This is a genomic window from Arthrobacter pasteuri (assembly GCF_054510955.1).
In genome coordinates, this window is the sequence record NZ_JBTNDO010000001.1 from 1954273 (window position 1) to 1968967 (window position 14695).

At 68.7% G+C, this 14695-nt stretch carries 14 protein-coding genes; 6 read left to right on the forward strand and 8 right to left on the reverse strand.

Annotated features, from left to right (window positions below; all coding sequences use genetic code 11):
* The first annotated feature begins 79 nt into the window (after positions 1–79).
* Positions 80–1693: a peptide chain release factor 3 gene (locus ACX80H_RS09330; protein WP_459312766.1), complete on the forward strand. Its 1614-nt coding sequence runs from the start codon at positions 80–82 to the stop codon at positions 1691–1693.
* A 179-nt stretch (positions 1694–1872) separates the two neighbouring features.
* Here ACX80H_RS09330 and ACX80H_RS09335 read toward each other — a convergent pair whose 3' ends face one another.
* Entirely contained in the window at positions 1873–2904 is a 1032-nt protein-coding gene (locus ACX80H_RS09335) for a glycoside hydrolase family 26 protein (protein WP_459312768.1), read from the reverse strand.
* Between the two features lie 242 nt (positions 2905–3146).
* Between ACX80H_RS09335 and ACX80H_RS09340 the strand changes: the two genes are divergently transcribed.
* The gene (locus ACX80H_RS09340) at positions 3147–3716 is read left to right on the forward strand and encodes a GNAT family N-acetyltransferase (RefSeq protein ID WP_459312770.1); all 570 of its coding nucleotides are present in this window, start codon (positions 3147–3149) and stop codon (positions 3714–3716) included.
* Positions 3717–3779: 63 nt separating this feature from the next.
* Here ACX80H_RS09340 and ACX80H_RS09345 read toward each other — a convergent pair whose 3' ends face one another.
* Positions 3780–4247 carry a GNAT family N-acetyltransferase gene (locus ACX80H_RS09345; RefSeq protein ID WP_459312772.1) on the reverse strand — a complete coding sequence of 156 codons (468 nt, stop codon included), beginning with the start codon at positions 4245–4247 and terminating at the stop codon, positions 3780–3782.
* Between the two features lie 384 nt (positions 4248–4631).
* Between ACX80H_RS09345 and ACX80H_RS09350 the strand changes: the two genes are divergently transcribed.
* A complete protein-coding gene (locus tag ACX80H_RS09350; RefSeq protein ID WP_459312774.1) occupies positions 4632–5261 on the forward strand; it encodes a polysaccharide deacetylase family protein in 630 nt (209 codons plus the stop codon).
* A 251-nt stretch (positions 5262–5512) separates the two neighbouring features.
* On the opposite strand, the gene ACX80H_RS09355 is transcribed toward ACX80H_RS09350, so the two are convergent.
* The 4 genes from ACX80H_RS09355 to ACX80H_RS09370 all read right to left on the reverse strand — a co-directional run bounded on the left by ACX80H_RS09355 (position 5513) and on the right by ACX80H_RS09370 (position 9000).
* Positions 5513–6622 carry an alanine racemase gene (locus ACX80H_RS09355; RefSeq protein ID WP_459312776.1) on the reverse strand — a complete coding sequence of 370 codons (1110 nt, stop codon included), beginning with the start codon at positions 6620–6622 and terminating at the stop codon, positions 5513–5515.
* Positions 6623–6630: 8 nt separating this feature from the next.
* Positions 6631–7371 carry a GAF and ANTAR domain-containing protein gene (locus ACX80H_RS09360; protein ID WP_459312778.1) on the reverse strand — a complete coding sequence of 247 codons (741 nt, stop codon included), beginning with the start codon at positions 7369–7371 and terminating at the stop codon, positions 6631–6633.
* Between the two features lie 193 nt (positions 7372–7564).
* The gene (locus ACX80H_RS09365) at positions 7565–8218 is read right to left on the reverse strand and encodes a thioredoxin-like domain-containing protein (protein WP_459312780.1); all 654 of its coding nucleotides are present in this window, start codon (positions 8216–8218) and stop codon (positions 7565–7567) included.
* Positions 8219–8334: 116 nt separating this feature from the next.
* Positions 8335–9000 carry a DUF305 domain-containing protein gene (locus ACX80H_RS09370; RefSeq protein ID WP_459312782.1) on the reverse strand — a complete coding sequence of 222 codons (666 nt, stop codon included), beginning with the start codon at positions 8998–9000 and terminating at the stop codon, positions 8335–8337.
* 181 nt (positions 9001–9181) lie between these two features.
* Here ACX80H_RS09370 and ACX80H_RS09375 point away from each other — a divergent pair, with 181 nt between their 5' ends.
* From ACX80H_RS09375 to ACX80H_RS09385, 3 genes are read left to right on the forward strand one after another with little or no spacing between them, the layout of a single operon-like run.
* Complete coding sequence (locus ACX80H_RS09375; RefSeq protein ID WP_459312784.1) at positions 9182–9502, forward strand: metal-sensitive transcriptional regulator; 321 nt, start codon at positions 9182–9184, stop codon at positions 9500–9502.
* Between the two features lie 49 nt (positions 9503–9551).
* The gene (locus ACX80H_RS09380; RefSeq protein ID WP_301224859.1) at positions 9552–9776 is read left to right on the forward strand and encodes a heavy-metal-associated domain-containing protein; all 225 of its coding nucleotides are present in this window, start codon (positions 9552–9554) and stop codon (positions 9774–9776) included.
* A gap of 1 nt (position 9777) precedes the next feature.
* The gene (locus ACX80H_RS09385) at positions 9778–12021 is read left to right on the forward strand and encodes a heavy metal translocating P-type ATPase (RefSeq protein WP_459312786.1); all 2244 of its coding nucleotides are present in this window, start codon (positions 9778–9780) and stop codon (positions 12019–12021) included.
* Between the two features lie 22 nt (positions 12022–12043).
* On the opposite strand, the gene ACX80H_RS09390 is transcribed toward ACX80H_RS09385, so the two are convergent.
* Together ACX80H_RS09390 and ACX80H_RS09395 are read right to left on the reverse strand one after the other, a co-directional pair.
* The gene (locus ACX80H_RS09390) at positions 12044–13633 is read right to left on the reverse strand and encodes a gluconokinase (RefSeq protein WP_459313398.1); all 1590 of its coding nucleotides are present in this window, start codon (positions 13631–13633) and stop codon (positions 12044–12046) included.
* A complete protein-coding gene (locus ACX80H_RS09395) occupies positions 13633–14649 on the reverse strand; it encodes an L-idonate 5-dehydrogenase (RefSeq protein WP_459312788.1) in 1017 nt (338 codons plus the stop codon). The genes ACX80H_RS09390 and ACX80H_RS09395 overlap by 1 nt, the downstream gene beginning before the upstream one ends.
* Positions 14650–14695 lie beyond the last annotated feature (46 nt).

Consider the following 14695-nt stretch of genomic DNA (forward strand, 5'->3'; position numbering starts at 1 on the left):
GTAGTCGGCGGACCCACGCGCACAGCGAACACCGGACCCGCCCGCGAGGTGCGGCTCGGGGATCGGGGACAATGGAGGTGTGGTCCTGTTAACCGAATCCCCCGTCCTCGACGCCGACGCCGTCCGCCGCGAGGCCGGACGCCGGCGTACCTTCGCCGTCATTTCCCACCCTGACGCCGGAAAGTCCACCCTCACGGAAGCCCTGGCCCTCCTCGCCCGCGCCATCCAGGACGCCGGCGTCACCCACGGCAAGTCGAGCCGCCATGCCACCGTGTCCGACTGGATGGGCATCGAGCAGGAGCGCGGCATCTCGATCAGCTCGGCCGCACTCCAGCTGACCTATCGCGACACCATTCTGAACGTCGTCGACACCCCGGGCCACGCGGACTTCTCCGAGGACACCTACCGTGTCCTAGCCGCCGTCGATTCCGCCGTCATGCTGATCGATGCCGCCAAGGGCTTCGAGCCCCAGACGGTGAAACTGCTGGCTGTCTGCAAGCAGCGCAACATCCCGATCATCACGGTGATCAACAAGTGGGACCGGCCGGGCCTCGACGCCCTGGGCCTCATCGACGACGTCGGCGAGCGCACCGGCATGACACCGGTCCCGCTGACCTGGCCGGCCGGGATCGCGGGCGACTTCCAGGGATTGCTGGACCTACGGGCGCGGCGGGCGATCGCGCTCGAGGCCGTCGAGGCCGGAGCGCATGCCGCCGAGGAGACGGACATCGACATCGATGCCCTCGATTCCCGTGACGCCGGCGCCTGGCTGGACGCGCGCGAGGAAGCCGGCCTCGTGGAGTCCTCGAACGGTTCGTTCGACCGGGAGGAATTCGAGGCAGCACGCCAGACACCGGTCCTCTTCGCCGCGGCGGCCAAGAACTTCGGCGTCTCGCAGCTCCTGGACATCCTCGTGGATGTTGCCCCCTCCCCGAGCCCGCGCCCCTCGAAGGAGGACGAGCCGAGGCCCATCGACGCGCCGATGTCCGGCTTCGTCTTCAAGGTGCAGGCCGGCCAGGATAGCGCGCACCGCGATCACATCGCCTACCTCCGCATCTGCTCGGGTACGTTCGAGCGCGGTATGGTCATCACCAACCAGCGCACCGGCAAGCCGTTCGCCACGAAGTACGCGCACCGTGTCCTCGGCCGCAGCCGTGAAGTGGTGGACACCGCCTGGCCAGGCGACGTCGTCGGCCTGGTGAACGCGACGAGCCTCCGCGTGGGCGACAGCCTGTTCGCCGAGCAGCCCGTGCAGTTCCCCGACATCCCGCGCTTCTCACCCGAGCTGTTCGCGGTCGCGCGGGCCAAGGATCCCGGCCGGTACAAGCAGTTCCGCCGTGGCATCGAGCAGCTCGAGCACGAGGGCGTGGTGCAGGTGCTGCGCTCGGACCTCCGAGGTGACCAGGCACCCGTCCTCGCCGCAGTCGGAGCCCTGCAGTTCGAGGTCGCTGCCGAGCGGCTCGGCACCGAATTCAACGCGCCGACGTCGCTCGACAACCTGTCCTACACGCTCGCGATGCGGGTGGCGCCCGAGAGCCAGGGCGTGCCCCAGACCTTCCGCGGCGGCGAGATCATGTTCCGGTCCGACGGCGAGATCGTGGCCGTCTTCGGTGACAAGTGGAAGGTGGGACACTTCAAGAAGGACTTTCCCGACGTCGTCCTCGAGCCGATCGGCGCCGCCGTCGACCAGTAGGGGACAGCCGCGCGTTCTCCGCACGACGGCGGGACCCCGACCGTCCGATGCCTCGTGGAGCGAAGGACTCGGCACCGCCGCTTCTCACGTCGTCCGGTCCGGGACGGCTAGCGCGGTGCAACCCCCCGTTCATGGGCTTCTGAGAATCCCGGTCAGCCGTTCCACCCCGGAGCCCAGGGTCAGGCGAGGGGTTCTCCGCAGGTGTCGGGTTCCTGGGCGAAGCGGTACCAGCGCGGTAGGGCTGCGGTGAACTCGGATCGGATGGCGGGTTCCTCCACCGCGGTCCAGTCCACGGCGGCGCCGACCTCGGGTTCCACCTTGTTCCACTCGAACCAGTTGACCATCTTCAACCCGGGGAATCGCTCCTGCACGGCAGGATCGAAGACTTGTTCCCACCAGGCGCGCTTGATGTTCAGGGTCCGCAGATCCCCGATGTCAGCCGTCACCAGGGCTGCTGTCTCCGGGATGGCGACGGGCTTGCCGTGACCTTCCCCGTACTCGGCGTAGAAGTCCGGCAGCATCGAGTCGTCGCCGTTCTTCCCGTTGTAGGTCCCGGTGAGCTGGTCGGCGAATTTCCCGTCCTCGGGCATCTCACTCTCACCCCAGGGGTACGTGCTACCCCAGTGGTAGAGGGACATACCCACCCAGTCCACGGCGTCGTCCCCCGGGTAGTAGGGCGCGTACGGGTCATCGAAAGGCGTCAGGACGCCGTCACCCGTGGTGTCCAGGACAGGAAAGCCGGGTGAGCCGGGCAGGGACTGGTAGGTTCCGCCCGCGAAAGGATAGCCTCCGGCATAGTTCGGCGCCCACATCATCGCCGATCCCGGCGCGATCCGGTGGACGGCGTCGGCCACCCGGCGGAAGGTCGCGATGTACTCGGCGGGCTGCTGGCCCCAGGGGTACCAGGAACCGTTCATCTCGTGCGCGAAGCGCACGACGACCGGGACTCCGCTGACATTGAAGCGCGCGAGCATGCCGGCCAGCTCTACGGCGTGGTCCTCGGTGACCGCGGCGAGTCCGTCCCTCGGCTCGAGTGTCAGCAGGAGCAGCCCGCCTTCCTGCCGCAGTTGCTCCGCGGCCGAAGCGAGCAGGCGCGGGTCCTCCTGGCCGAGCGGGAAGTCGGCGAAGGTGACGGCCACCGCAGGGCGTTCACCGAGCTTGTCCGAATACTCGGCCAGGGTCTCCCGGCCCCACTCGAGGTTCACGCCCATCAGCGTCCCGTCTTCGGGTGCGAGGTTCCGTCCGTCGATCGGGTCACAGGTAACAGCCCTGGGAGTGACGTTGCATGCGCAGAGTGCAAGGAGAAGGAGCGCGGTGAGGATCCGCGCAAGGTTTGAGACCACAACCCCAATGTACGGGTGGCCCGTGGCCATCATGACAAGGGTGGGGAGAACTTCATGGAATCCTGCGAGCACCCGGTCGGTGCCGGCGCAGGCAGCGGTAGTGTGGCGCCATGGCGATCGAAGTCCGTCCCGCAACGGTGTTCGCTGATATCGCGGCGATACTGGGACCGAAGCGGCCTGATGCGAACGTGTGCTGGTGCCTCAGCTACCGCATCCCGTCGAAGCTGAACGTCGCCCTGCGCGGGCTGGAGCGCGGGGTTCTCATGCAGGAGCTGACCGCGCAGACCCCTCCGCCGGGAGTGCTCGCGTACGACGGTGACGAGGTAGTGGGGTGGGCAGGAGTGCATCCGCGCGCCGACACCAGCTTCGCCCGAAACCGCAAGATACCGAAGGTGGATGACCGTGACGTGTGGTCGGTCTGGTGCATCAGGGTACGGCCTGGTCACCGCGGCAAAGGTGTCTCCCACTACCTGCTCGACGGCGCTGTCGAGTTCGCACGCGGGTACGGGGCACCGGCGATCGAGGGTTATCCGGTCGACAACCGCGGCGAAAAGGTGGACCTCACCATGGCCTACGTGGGCACTCGTGCGCTGTTCGAGCGGGGCGGGTTCACCAAGGCCGCCATGACCGATTCGGTTCTCAACGGCTTCCCGCGCGTACTCATGCGTCGCGAGCTGTGACGGGATCTGTCAGATGTCTGCCAGGTGTCTTTCGGCACATCGATCGCCCCACGTGACTGGTTACTAGAGCCTTTTCCTCATTCTCATACTGGTCACCTCGTACCCCAAGGATTCATACAGCCCCCGGGCGGCGGTGTTGAACCCGAAGACGCTGAGCCCAAGGGTGCGGGCTCCTCGTGATCGTGCGTACTCTTCTGCAAGCAGCATCGCTGCCCGGCCGATGCCTTTGCCTTGATGCTCCGGTTCAATCGCTACATCCCAGACCCACCATGACGTCTCGTCATCCGACTCACCCTGGGAGATCCAGAGATAGCCGACTGCCGTCCCGGCGCTGTCGACGACATCTAACACGGCGTTGGTGGCGGTCGGACCATGGGCAGGGAAGGCGCCGTCCAACGCTTCAAGGGCTTGGCGGTGCGCGGCTTCAGGCGATTCACCCGTGGCGACGAGGTCTGCTATGTATTCGGCCCGGCTCCGGTCGAACCATTCCGGGAAACGCTCCGCGGTCATCAGGACAAGTCGGATACTCATGCACCAAGTGTGGGGTCGAGACACGAGATCGCGCCCCTGTGCGGGGTTGTAGGCTGCAATTGCCGGTCCTGGTGATCGGGGTTTTTATCCTTGCCTGCGAAGCATCGCGGCGCTTCGCTTCCATTGGCGCGCCGCGGCTTCAGCCTGCGCCGGCGGGATGTCATGTTAGGGAAGGGTCTTGTCTTGGAGCGTCGAACATTCATCAGTGCAATCATGGCCAGCGGCGTGTCCCTTGGGCTTGCTGCTTGTTCGCAGCCCGCCCGTATCGCCACGGAGGCGTTACGAACGGCACCACCTACCGGTTCACCGGTTCCGACGTCCGTCCCTCCCGCGGTACCGCCGGCAATGACACCGGCGCCGGTTCCATCGCCCGTGGCACCTGCTGTGCTGAAAGTGCCACTACCGGCTGGTGTCATCACGAGTCTGCCCACGTCCGAGCAGCTTCTTGCATGGACGGTCGACGATGGATCCAACAGCGAGGTTGTCCGGCGCTATGTCGATTTCGCTCGCACCAGTGGTACCCGGCTGACCTTCTTCCTCAACGGCTCCTACCCCGGGTGGTCCGAGCACGCAGAACTGCTCGCACCGCTTGTAGCCTCCGGCCAAATTCAGCTCGGCAACCACACGTGGTCCCACGCCGACCTCACCGCTCTCAGCGATGCGGAAATCATCGCCGAGCTGCAACGCAACCATGACTTCATCGTCTCCACGTTCGGTACTGATCCCCGCCCGTACTACCGGCCCCCGTACGGATACCGGGACGCACGAACCGATGCCGCGGCGGCCTCCATCGGCTATACCACCCCCGTCATGTGGTACGGATCCCTGGCCGACTCGGCACTTCGGACCGAAGGAGAAATCCTCGACCTCGCCCATGAATGGTTCCTACCCGCCCATATCGTCATCGGACACCTCAACTTCCTCCCGGTCACACGGGTATTCCCTCAACTCCAACAGCTCATCACCGACCGCGGGCTGACGACGGTCACGCTGAACGACATCTTCGACACCTAAACCGGTGGACACAGGGGGCGCTAAGGGCTCAAGCCCGCCTTCTGTCCCTGCTCCGAACAGGGAGTCGTTGCGCCCTGACTGCAGCAACTGCTTCGCGCTCTGCTGTACGGCCCTCGGCTTGTCCCGCACAATCGACTTCGCCGTCGACGAACCAGCAGGGATTCCATGCCGGAACGTGGCGCCCGATTTCTCCTGCACCATCCACGACAGCTTGCGGCCGCGAGGCTGTCGCTGTACCCAGGAGACGCGCCCTAGCTGTTCCTGCCCCGCGCCGCGACGGCCCAGCGCTCCTTGGCGACGCCGTTCCGCACCACGAGCACCTCGTCCACGAGGTTGATCGTCAGGCAAACATGGTTGGGCACGACCCGCAGCCGCGCACCCAGCGGTGGCAGGTCCTGTCCGGACGGCCACTCGACGGTGGCGTGGTGCTCGGAGAGCGCCACGATGCGGGCATCCGGGTGGTCCAGGAGCCGCCCGTACCCTGTGGCCCACGCTGCACGGTCGGTGCCCAGGACCTTGCTGCCGGCGTCCACGATGAAACGGGGCTCCCCTGCCGGTCCGGGCCGACGGCTGACGACCGTGCTCTCGACGGTGAGCGCGATGTCCTCCGGCTTGCAGTGGCCGAGTTCCCACTGCTGGGCGTCCCCGAACACGTAGACGCCCGGGCGCAGTTCGGTCAGGGTGTCGCCTGAGGACGACAGGGCCGACGGCGTCGAACCCCCACTGACCTCGAGCTCGGTGAAGCCGGCGTCCTGCAGGGAAGCTACGGCCGCCGACAGGGCCGCGTCCTCGTCGGCAACGGCCGGCGCTGCCGCCCCCGGCCCGTAGCTGTGGCCCGGGAACGTGAACACCCCGGTGACGGACAGGCCCGCTGCCGCCGCGGCCCGGGCGATGCCGGCGGCCTGGAGCGGCAGCACGCCGCTGCGGTGGTGGCCGCTGTCGATCTCGACCCGTACGCCGATGCGCGAGACGGCAGTACCGAGGCTGCGGGCCAGCTGCTGCGCACCCTCGGCGGAATCGACGCCCACCGTCACCCGCGCGACGTCGACGAGCGCGAGGATCCGCCCCGCCGCCCGCTCGTCGACCCACAGTGGATATCCGATGAAGATGTCCGTGATCCCGTCAGCGGCGAAGACCTCCGCCTCACCGATCGTCGCGACCGTCAGCCCGACGGCGCCGGCCGCCACCTGCCGGTGCGCGATCCCGGGGATCTTGTGGGTCTTGGCATGCGGCCGCAAAGAGAGTCCCCGGACCTGCGCGAACGACGCCATGGCGGCGATGTTGCGTTCCAGGACGTCGACATCGACGACGACGACAGGAGTCACTGAAGGAGTGACCACCTCGGTCGGAGCGCTGCGCATCGGGCCGATCACGCGTCGAAGTGGGTGTAGGGAAGCTCCTGGCCGATCGACGTGACGACCGCTGCGGCGATGTCCGCGAGCTTGATGTTCCGCCCGCTGGACGCAGCCTTGAGGATCGTCATCGCGGTGTCGTGGCTGCACCGGTTCTGCCCCATGATGATGCCGGCCGCGACGTCGATCGTGGTACGCGAATTCATGGCCGCTCGGAGGTGCTCGCCGGTATCGGCGAGATGCGCGACGCGGACGGCCATCCGGAGGGACTTCGAGGCTTCCCGGGCAAGGTCCACGGCGGCAGCGATGACCGCCTCGTCGAAGGCATTGGGCCGGGTCGAATACAGATCCAGGCCGGCTGCGGCGAGCCCGTCGAGCGGAATCGGCACACCGAGCGCCGAGCGGATCCCGTGCTCGGCGATGGCCCTCGTGTAGTCCCCGAAACGGGATTCGCTGCGGAAGTCGGCCACGACGTAGACCTGGCCCTCGCGGGCCGCGCGGAGGCACGGGCCGTCGTCGAACTGGTACTGGACCTCGTCCATCGACTGCGCCTGCTCGCTGCTGCTCGCCACGCTCCCCTTGGCGCGCGGCCGGAGGAGTGTGACCCCGCAGAACACCTCGTTGCCCTCCGACGACAGTGCATCCGCGGCGAGCTTCGCCAGCCCGTCGAGGAACCCGTTCACATCGGAGCTCTCCAGCACCATGTCCTGCAGCATCCCGGGCAGGGACGCTTCACCGAGTATCTGGTCGTCAGCCACTGCTCTCCACCTTCTGCTCGCGTGGGGCCGCCGGCGCGTGGCCCATTGTTTGCCACGCTACCCGCGTGGCGGCCCCGCGGGAATCAATCATCCTGGGCCCCTGTCCAGTAGCCAGGATCGGACCGAGTCCGGACCGAACGACGACGGCGCAGGCGCCTGCGGGCGTGCTGCGCCGTGCGCGCGTGCCGGAGGACTAGGAGGCGCGTCCTGCAGGAGTCAGGCCACCGGAGCAGGCAGCGCCGGGCTCGCGCGTCTGCTCGCCCTGGATGTACTTGTCGAGGAAGGTGGCGAGCCGGGCATCGTCGGCGGACTCCACCTTCAGCTGCAGGCCCCAGGCGCTGGCAGCGACCGGCGAGTCGAGGTCCGGGTACGGGCTGAGCAGCACGTACCCGCGCTTACCCACGAGCTCGGTCAGCTTGTCGATCTCGCCCTGGCCGATGTCCGGGTTGTACGTGATCCAGACGGCGCCGTGCTCCATGGAGTGGACGGAGTTCTCGTTGGGCAGGGCCTCCGTGTAGACACCGCAGTTGGTCCAGATCGGAGCATGGTCCCCTCCGACGGGAGGCGACTGCTCGTACTCCACCGGGGCGTCCACGTGGTCGAACGTCACGTCGGGGTACTCCTGGACGCCCTCGATCGGCTGGGCCGCGGCGTCCTCCCGCTCGCGGTTGACCTGGACCTGGTTCACGATCACGAGGGTCACCGCGATGATGATCGCCAGGATGACCGCGCCGATGCCGCCGAAGATCAGGGCGTTGCGCTTGCGCTCGCCTGCCCGCTGCTGGGCTTGGATGGCGGCCAGGCGCGCTTGGCGGTCCTGGTTCTCCTGAGACCGTTTCTTGTTCAACGAGGTGTCCTTCGGTGCTGGGGTGGCTGCGGCGTTCACCGCGGATCGGATAGCGCCGGAACCCAATGTACCGGCGAGGCCTGCCGGTCCCTTAACCGGCGCGGCCCTGCGACGCCCTACAGGGCGTCGAGCATGGTCTGCATCAGGGTGATCTCGGCCTGCTGGCCCGACTGGATCTTGGTGGCCAGCGAGCGCACCTGGTCGGTCTCCGCGAGTTCCGCGCCGGCTTCGGCCATCTCCACGCCCGCCGTGTGGTGGCTGATCATGAGGGTGAGGTAGAGCCGCTCCGCGTCCTTGCCACGGGCTGCGCGGAGTTCGTCGAGCTGGTCCTCAGTGGCCATACCGGGCATGAGCCCGTCGGGACCGAGCATCGAGGCGGCGCCGTCGTTCCCCGACGCCATGTCCATCCCGGCATGCTCGCCGGATCCGGCGGCCATCCACTCCATGCGGGGTTGGGAGGTGCTCTGGCTGAGGTTCCACTCCTCGAGCCAGGCATACATCTGCCCGGCCTGCTGCTGCTGCGTGAGGGCGACGTCGTAGGCGATCGAGCGGAGCGTCTCATCGGTGGCGTTGTCGCGCACGATCATGGACATCTCGACGGCCTGGTTGTGATGCACCTGCATGTCGCGGGCGAACCCGGCGTCCGCGCTGGTCGTGCCCGGAGAGGAGGTGCCGGCGGAGACGCGTCCGGCCGTAAAGGCCAGCGCGAAGAGGGCGAGTACGGCGATTCCGGCGAGGAGCAGGAGGACTCGCTTCTGCCAGCCTGACAGCGAGAGGGTCATGGACGTCCTTGGGTTGGAGGTGTACCGGTCAGCCACGGTACGGGACTCCGCTGGGCGTTCCCTCAATGCGGGGAGCGCGGGGGAATGCGGGGGAATGCGGGGGAATGCGGGGGAATAGTGCCCGGAGCTGGCCGGTTATACCCCCTGAGGGTATATTGGAGACGACACGAGGAGCGAATTCATGACCACCGGCACGCAGAACCCGACACCGCACGGCTACACAGCGGACAAGGACGCATACCTCAAGAGGTTGCGCCGTATCGAAGGCCAGGTGCGCGGCATCGCCCGCATGGTCGAGGAGGACCAGTACTGCATCGACATCCTCACGCAGGTAGCGGCCGTCAACAAGGCTCTCCACGCCGTGTCAATGGGCCTGCTCGAGGAGCACATCTCGCACTGTGTCGTCGGAGCGGCCCAGGAAGCCCAGGACTCCGGCAGCAGCGACGCCGTGCAGGAGAAGGTCCAGGAGGCCACCGCGGCGATCGGCCGACTCCTGCGCTAGCAGAAACCCATCCACGCCCCACCCCCATCCGATCCCTCAGGAGGACACCATGAGCACCACCACGATCAGCATCACCGGCATGACCTGCGGCCACTGTGTCAGCGCCGTGAAGAATGAACTGTCGGAACTCCCCGGCGTCGAGAACGTCGATGTCGACCTCGTCAACGGCGGCACATCCACGGCCACCATCTCGTCCTCCGCCCCGCTGGATGCCGCGTCGATCGACGAAGCCGTCGCCGAGGCCGGCTACAGCGTGGTGCCCGCCGGTTCCTGACATGGCGACCCAGCAGATTCCGGTGCAGAGCACGGAGCAGGAGCAGCGCGTCGTCGAGCTCTCGATCCAGGGCATGACGTGCGCCTCCTGCGTGGCACGCGTCGAGCGGAAGCTCGGCAAGCTCGACGGCGTGGAGGCGAGCGTCAACCTCCCGCTGGAGAGCGCCGTCGTCCGGGTCCCCGCGTCCGTGAGTGACCAGGACCTGATCGACACCGTCGTGGCGACGGGCTACGGCGCTCACGTGGTGCATCCGGACTCCGCGGGGATGGACGACCACGACTCCGCGCCGTCGCTCCTCGGAGCCCGCCTGGTCCTGGCCGCCGTCCTGTCCGTGCCGGTACTGCTGATCTCCATGGTTCCCGCCCTCCAGTTCCCGGACTGGGGCTGGGTGGTGTTCGGGCTGTCGCTGCCGGTCGTGACCTGGTCCGCCTGGCCGTTCCACCGGGCCGCCGCCATCAATGCGCGTCACCTGTCCTCCACCATGGACACGCTCGTCTCGATCGGCGTCACGGCGGCCTTCCTCTTCTCGGCCTGGCAGCTCTTCGCGGATCCGGCTCTAACCAAGCACGCGGGCATGGCCGGCATGGAGACCTCCGCCCTCTACTTCGAGGTGGCCTCCGTCGTCGTGACGTTCCTGCTGCTCGGCCGCTACCTCGAAGCGTCCGCCAAGCACCGCGCCGGGGATGCCCTGAAGTCGCTCCTGGACCTCGGCGCCAAGGAGGCCCACGTGCTGCGCACCGTCGACGGCGAGCGCACCGAGATCACACTTCCCGCCACTGCGCTGATCCCCGGTGACGAGTTCGTCGTCCGCCCGGGCGAGAAGATCGCGACCGACGGTGTCGTCACCGAGGGCGCCAGCGCCGTCGACACCGCCCTGCTGACGGGTGAGAGCATTCCCGTCGAGGTGACCCCGGGAGATGTCGTCACGGGCGCCACGATCAACACGTCCGGCAGGCTCGTGGTGCGGGCCACCCGCGTCGGCGCCGACACGGTCCTGTCCTCCATGGGCCGCCTCGTCAGCCAGGCGCAGAGCGGCAAGGCGCGGATCGCACGGCTGGCGGACCGCATCAGTGCGGTCTTCGTCCCGGTGGTCCTCGTTCTCGCTGTGGTGACCTTCGTCCTGTGGCTCGTGCTCACCGGCGACCTCGACGCGGCCTTCACGGCCTCCGTCACCGTCCTGGTGATCGCCTGCCCGTGCGCCCTGGGCCTCGCGACACCGACGGCGCTCCTGACGGGCACCGGCCGCGGCGCGCAGCTCGGCATCCTCATCCGCGGGCCGCAGGTCCTCGAGGACACCCGGACCGTGGACACCATCGTGCTGGACAAGACCGGGACGGTCACCACCGGCACCATGGCCGTCGACGACGTCGTCGTCCTGTCGGATACCTCCGTCGCCGACCTCCTGCGCCTCGCCGGAGCCGTCGAGGCCGCGAGTGAGCACCCGATCGCCCAGGCCATCGCCCGGCGCGCCGCCGAAAACGGCAGGCTGCCGGAAGCACACGACTTCTCGAGCGCCCCCGGAGGCGGCGTCCGCGCGACCGTCGGGGATGTCGTCGTCACGGCCGGACGGGCCGGCTGGCTCGACCAGAACGGCATCCGTCCCACCGGGACGCAGGCGGCCGCCCTCGGTGCCGCGGAGGACGCGGGCACGACGGCGGTATGGGTCGCCCTCGACGGCGATGTCGCCGGATTCATCACGCTGTCCGATACCGTCAAGGACGGTTCGGCCGCGGCCATCGGGCGCCTGCGGCGCCTCGGCCTGCGGCCCGTCCTGCTCACGGGCGACAACCGCGCGGTCGCCCTGCAGGTGGCAGCGACCGTCGGGGTCGACCCCGCGGACGTGCGGGCAGGCGTGACCCCGGCCGGCAAGGTCGACGCCATCCGGGAGCTGCAGGCCGCCGGGGCGACCGTGGCCATGGCGGGCGATGGTGTCAACGACGCCGCGGCCCTGGCTCAGGCGGACCTCGGCATCGCGATGGGCTCGGGCACCGACGTCGCCATCGAGGCGGCCGACCTCACCGTGATGGGCAACAGCCTGGAGCAGGTGGCCCAGGCCATCGAGCTCTCGCGCCGCACGCTCGGCATCATCAAGGGCAACCTGTTCTGGGCCTTCTTCTACAACGCCGTCGGCATCCCCGTCGCGGCACTGGGCCTGCTCAACCCGATGCTGGCCGGGGCGGCCATGGCTGCGAGCTCCGTGCTCGTCGTCGCCAACTCGCTGCGGCTGCGCAGCTTCGGCAAGTAGGTCCGGGAGCCGCCGCCCAGGCTCACACCGAGGAGGCGCCCCCGGCCGGGCCGCCCGCATCGAGGTCGATGGGGAGCGACGGGGCGAGCCGGCGCAGCGACGTGAAGGTGGGCACGAGGGCGTCGTACAGCTCGGCGAAGACCGGCAGCAGCGAGGCGTACACCGCGGCTGCAGCCGGTTGCGGCCGCACGGTCTCCTCGATCTCGATCATGTCGGCGGCGACGTCGATCGATTCGATGAGGCCGAGGGCCTCCATCCCGAGCAGCGCCGCACCGAATCCGGATCCCTCCTGCCCGTGGGCGAAGTCGATCGGCATCCCGAACGTGTCGGCGAGGATCTGGCGCCAGAGTGGGCTGCGCATGACGCCCCCGGTCGCCCGGATGCGGTTGACCTCGAGTCCGGCGGACCGCATGGAATGCAGCACCAGCGCCAACTGCAGGCTGACTCCCTCGAGTGCCGCCCGCACCAGGTGCTCACGGCGGTGTGCCCGGCTGAGGCCGACGTAGGCGCCGCGCGGCAGCGAGCTCCAGTGGGGAGCCCGCTCGCTGAGGAGGTACGGCAGCATCAGCAGTCCTCCCGACCCGGGGGCCACCCGAGCGGCCAGGGCCAGCAGTTCTTCCTCGGGGGGCTCGGCCAGGTCCGGGGCGAGTGCGTCGCCCGCCCATCCGAGCACCACTCCGCCGTTGTTGATCGCGCCTCCGACCACCCATCGGGTGGAGGTGAGCGCGTAGCAGAACACCCCGCCGAGCGGGTCGACCGCGGGGCGCTCGACCGCCACGCGCAGGGCTCCGCTTGTACCGATCGAGCACGCCGCGACGCCGGGGCGCACCGCACCGACCCCCAGGTTGGCGAGTGGACCATCCGCGGCACCGACGACCACGGGCGTCGTGGAGGGCAGGCCGACTGTGGCGGCGGTGTCGTCGGTCAGCGCGGGCAGTACTGCGGTGGTGGGGACGATCTCCGGCAACTGCTCGGGCAGGATGCCGGCGATCGCGAGGGCCTCCTCGTCCCACGTCAACGTGGCCATGTTCATCAGGCCGGTCGCGGAAGCGATGGAGTGGTCCACGACCAGCGCACCGCACATGTTCAGCAGCACGAATTCCTTGATGCCGACCCAGAACCCGACACCCTCGCACAGCTTCGGCTCCTGCTCGCGGAACCACACGAGCTTGGGCAGTGGCGACATCGGATGCACGGGTGTCCCCGTACGCCGGTGCAGGGCGAGCCCGCCGACCGAGGCGCGCAGGCGCTCGGCCTGGACGCGGGACCGCGTGTCGGCCCAGGTGATGATCTCGGTCAGCGGTGTCCCGGTCGGGGACAGACCGATGACGCTGTGCATCGCCGAACTGAAGGAGAGCCCGGCGACGCGGGAGGCGCCCACCTGGTTCACGACCTCGCGCACCGACTCGAGCGCCGCGGCCAGGATGAGCAGCGGGTCCTGGACGGCGTGTCCCGGGTGGGGCTCCTCCAGCGGGTAGCCCACCGAATGGGAGGCCTCGAGCGTGCCGTCCGTGCGGAAGGCCACCGCCTTGGTATTGGTCGTGCCGAGGTCGACGCCGATCACGACCGGCGCAGTGCCCGCACGGGGGCTGCCGGGTGCAGGAGGGGTCATCACTCGCCGGTCCACAGGGAGATGACGACCTTGCCGGAGGCTTCGGAGTCCTTGGCGACGGCGAAGGCCTCGACCGCCTGGCCGGCCGGCAGCTCATGGGTGATGACGTCCTCGATGCCCGGGGTGTCGAGGAGCAGTTCGATGGCGTGGTCGATCTCGTCGTCGAACCGGAAGGCCCCGCGGAGCTGGAGCTCTTTGGAGATCAGCGGGGCGAGGTTGATGCCCCGAGGTTCGTTGGGGACCATCCCCACCTGGACGACGACGGCCGCCCGGCGCGCGGCCAGCAGGGCGGCGTTGACGGCGGCGGGAACGCCGGAGCACTCGAGCACGACGTCGAACGCCAGAGCCGGCAGTTCATCGGTTCCGATCCGGACGGTGGAGTGGGCTCCGAGCCGTCGGGCGCGTTCCAGGGGGCCGGGCAGCACATCGGTGGCAGTGACCTCGGCCGCACCCACCGCGATGCAGGCGGCCGTGGCGAGGAGACCGATCGGCCCCGATCCCGAGACGAGCACCCGCTTGCCCCCGACTCCTCCAGCGACCGTGATCCCGTGCAGTGCCACGGCCAGCGGTTCGGCGAGGGCCGCCCGCCGCAGCGACAGGCCGGCCGGGAGGGGACGCACCATGTCCTTGTCGACGAGCAGGAACTCGCTCATCCCACCCTGGGTGTGCGGCCAGGTGGACGCGCTGCCGAGGTAGGCGCCCCCGGGCCACAGGTGGCGGCGGTCCTCGATGCCGGGTTCGGGGCTTCCGAAGGTGGCGGGGTGGACGGTCACCGGGGTACCCGGGGCGAAGTCGCCGGAAGGGTCCACGTCCACGGTGCCGGATACCTCGTGACCCGGGACGAGAGGTTCGCGGACGACGTACTCTCCGTTGGCACCCTCGTTGTAGTAATGGAGGTCCGACCCGCAGATGCCCCCGAAGGCCATCCGGAGCCGGACCTGCCCTGGACCGGGCTCCGGCGTCGGAAGCTCGGTCTCGACGAGATCGAGCTTCCCGTTGATGACGAGCGCTCTCATGTGTTGCCTTCCCTTTTCAATCCCGTTCACGGCGCCCGCGGCCGCC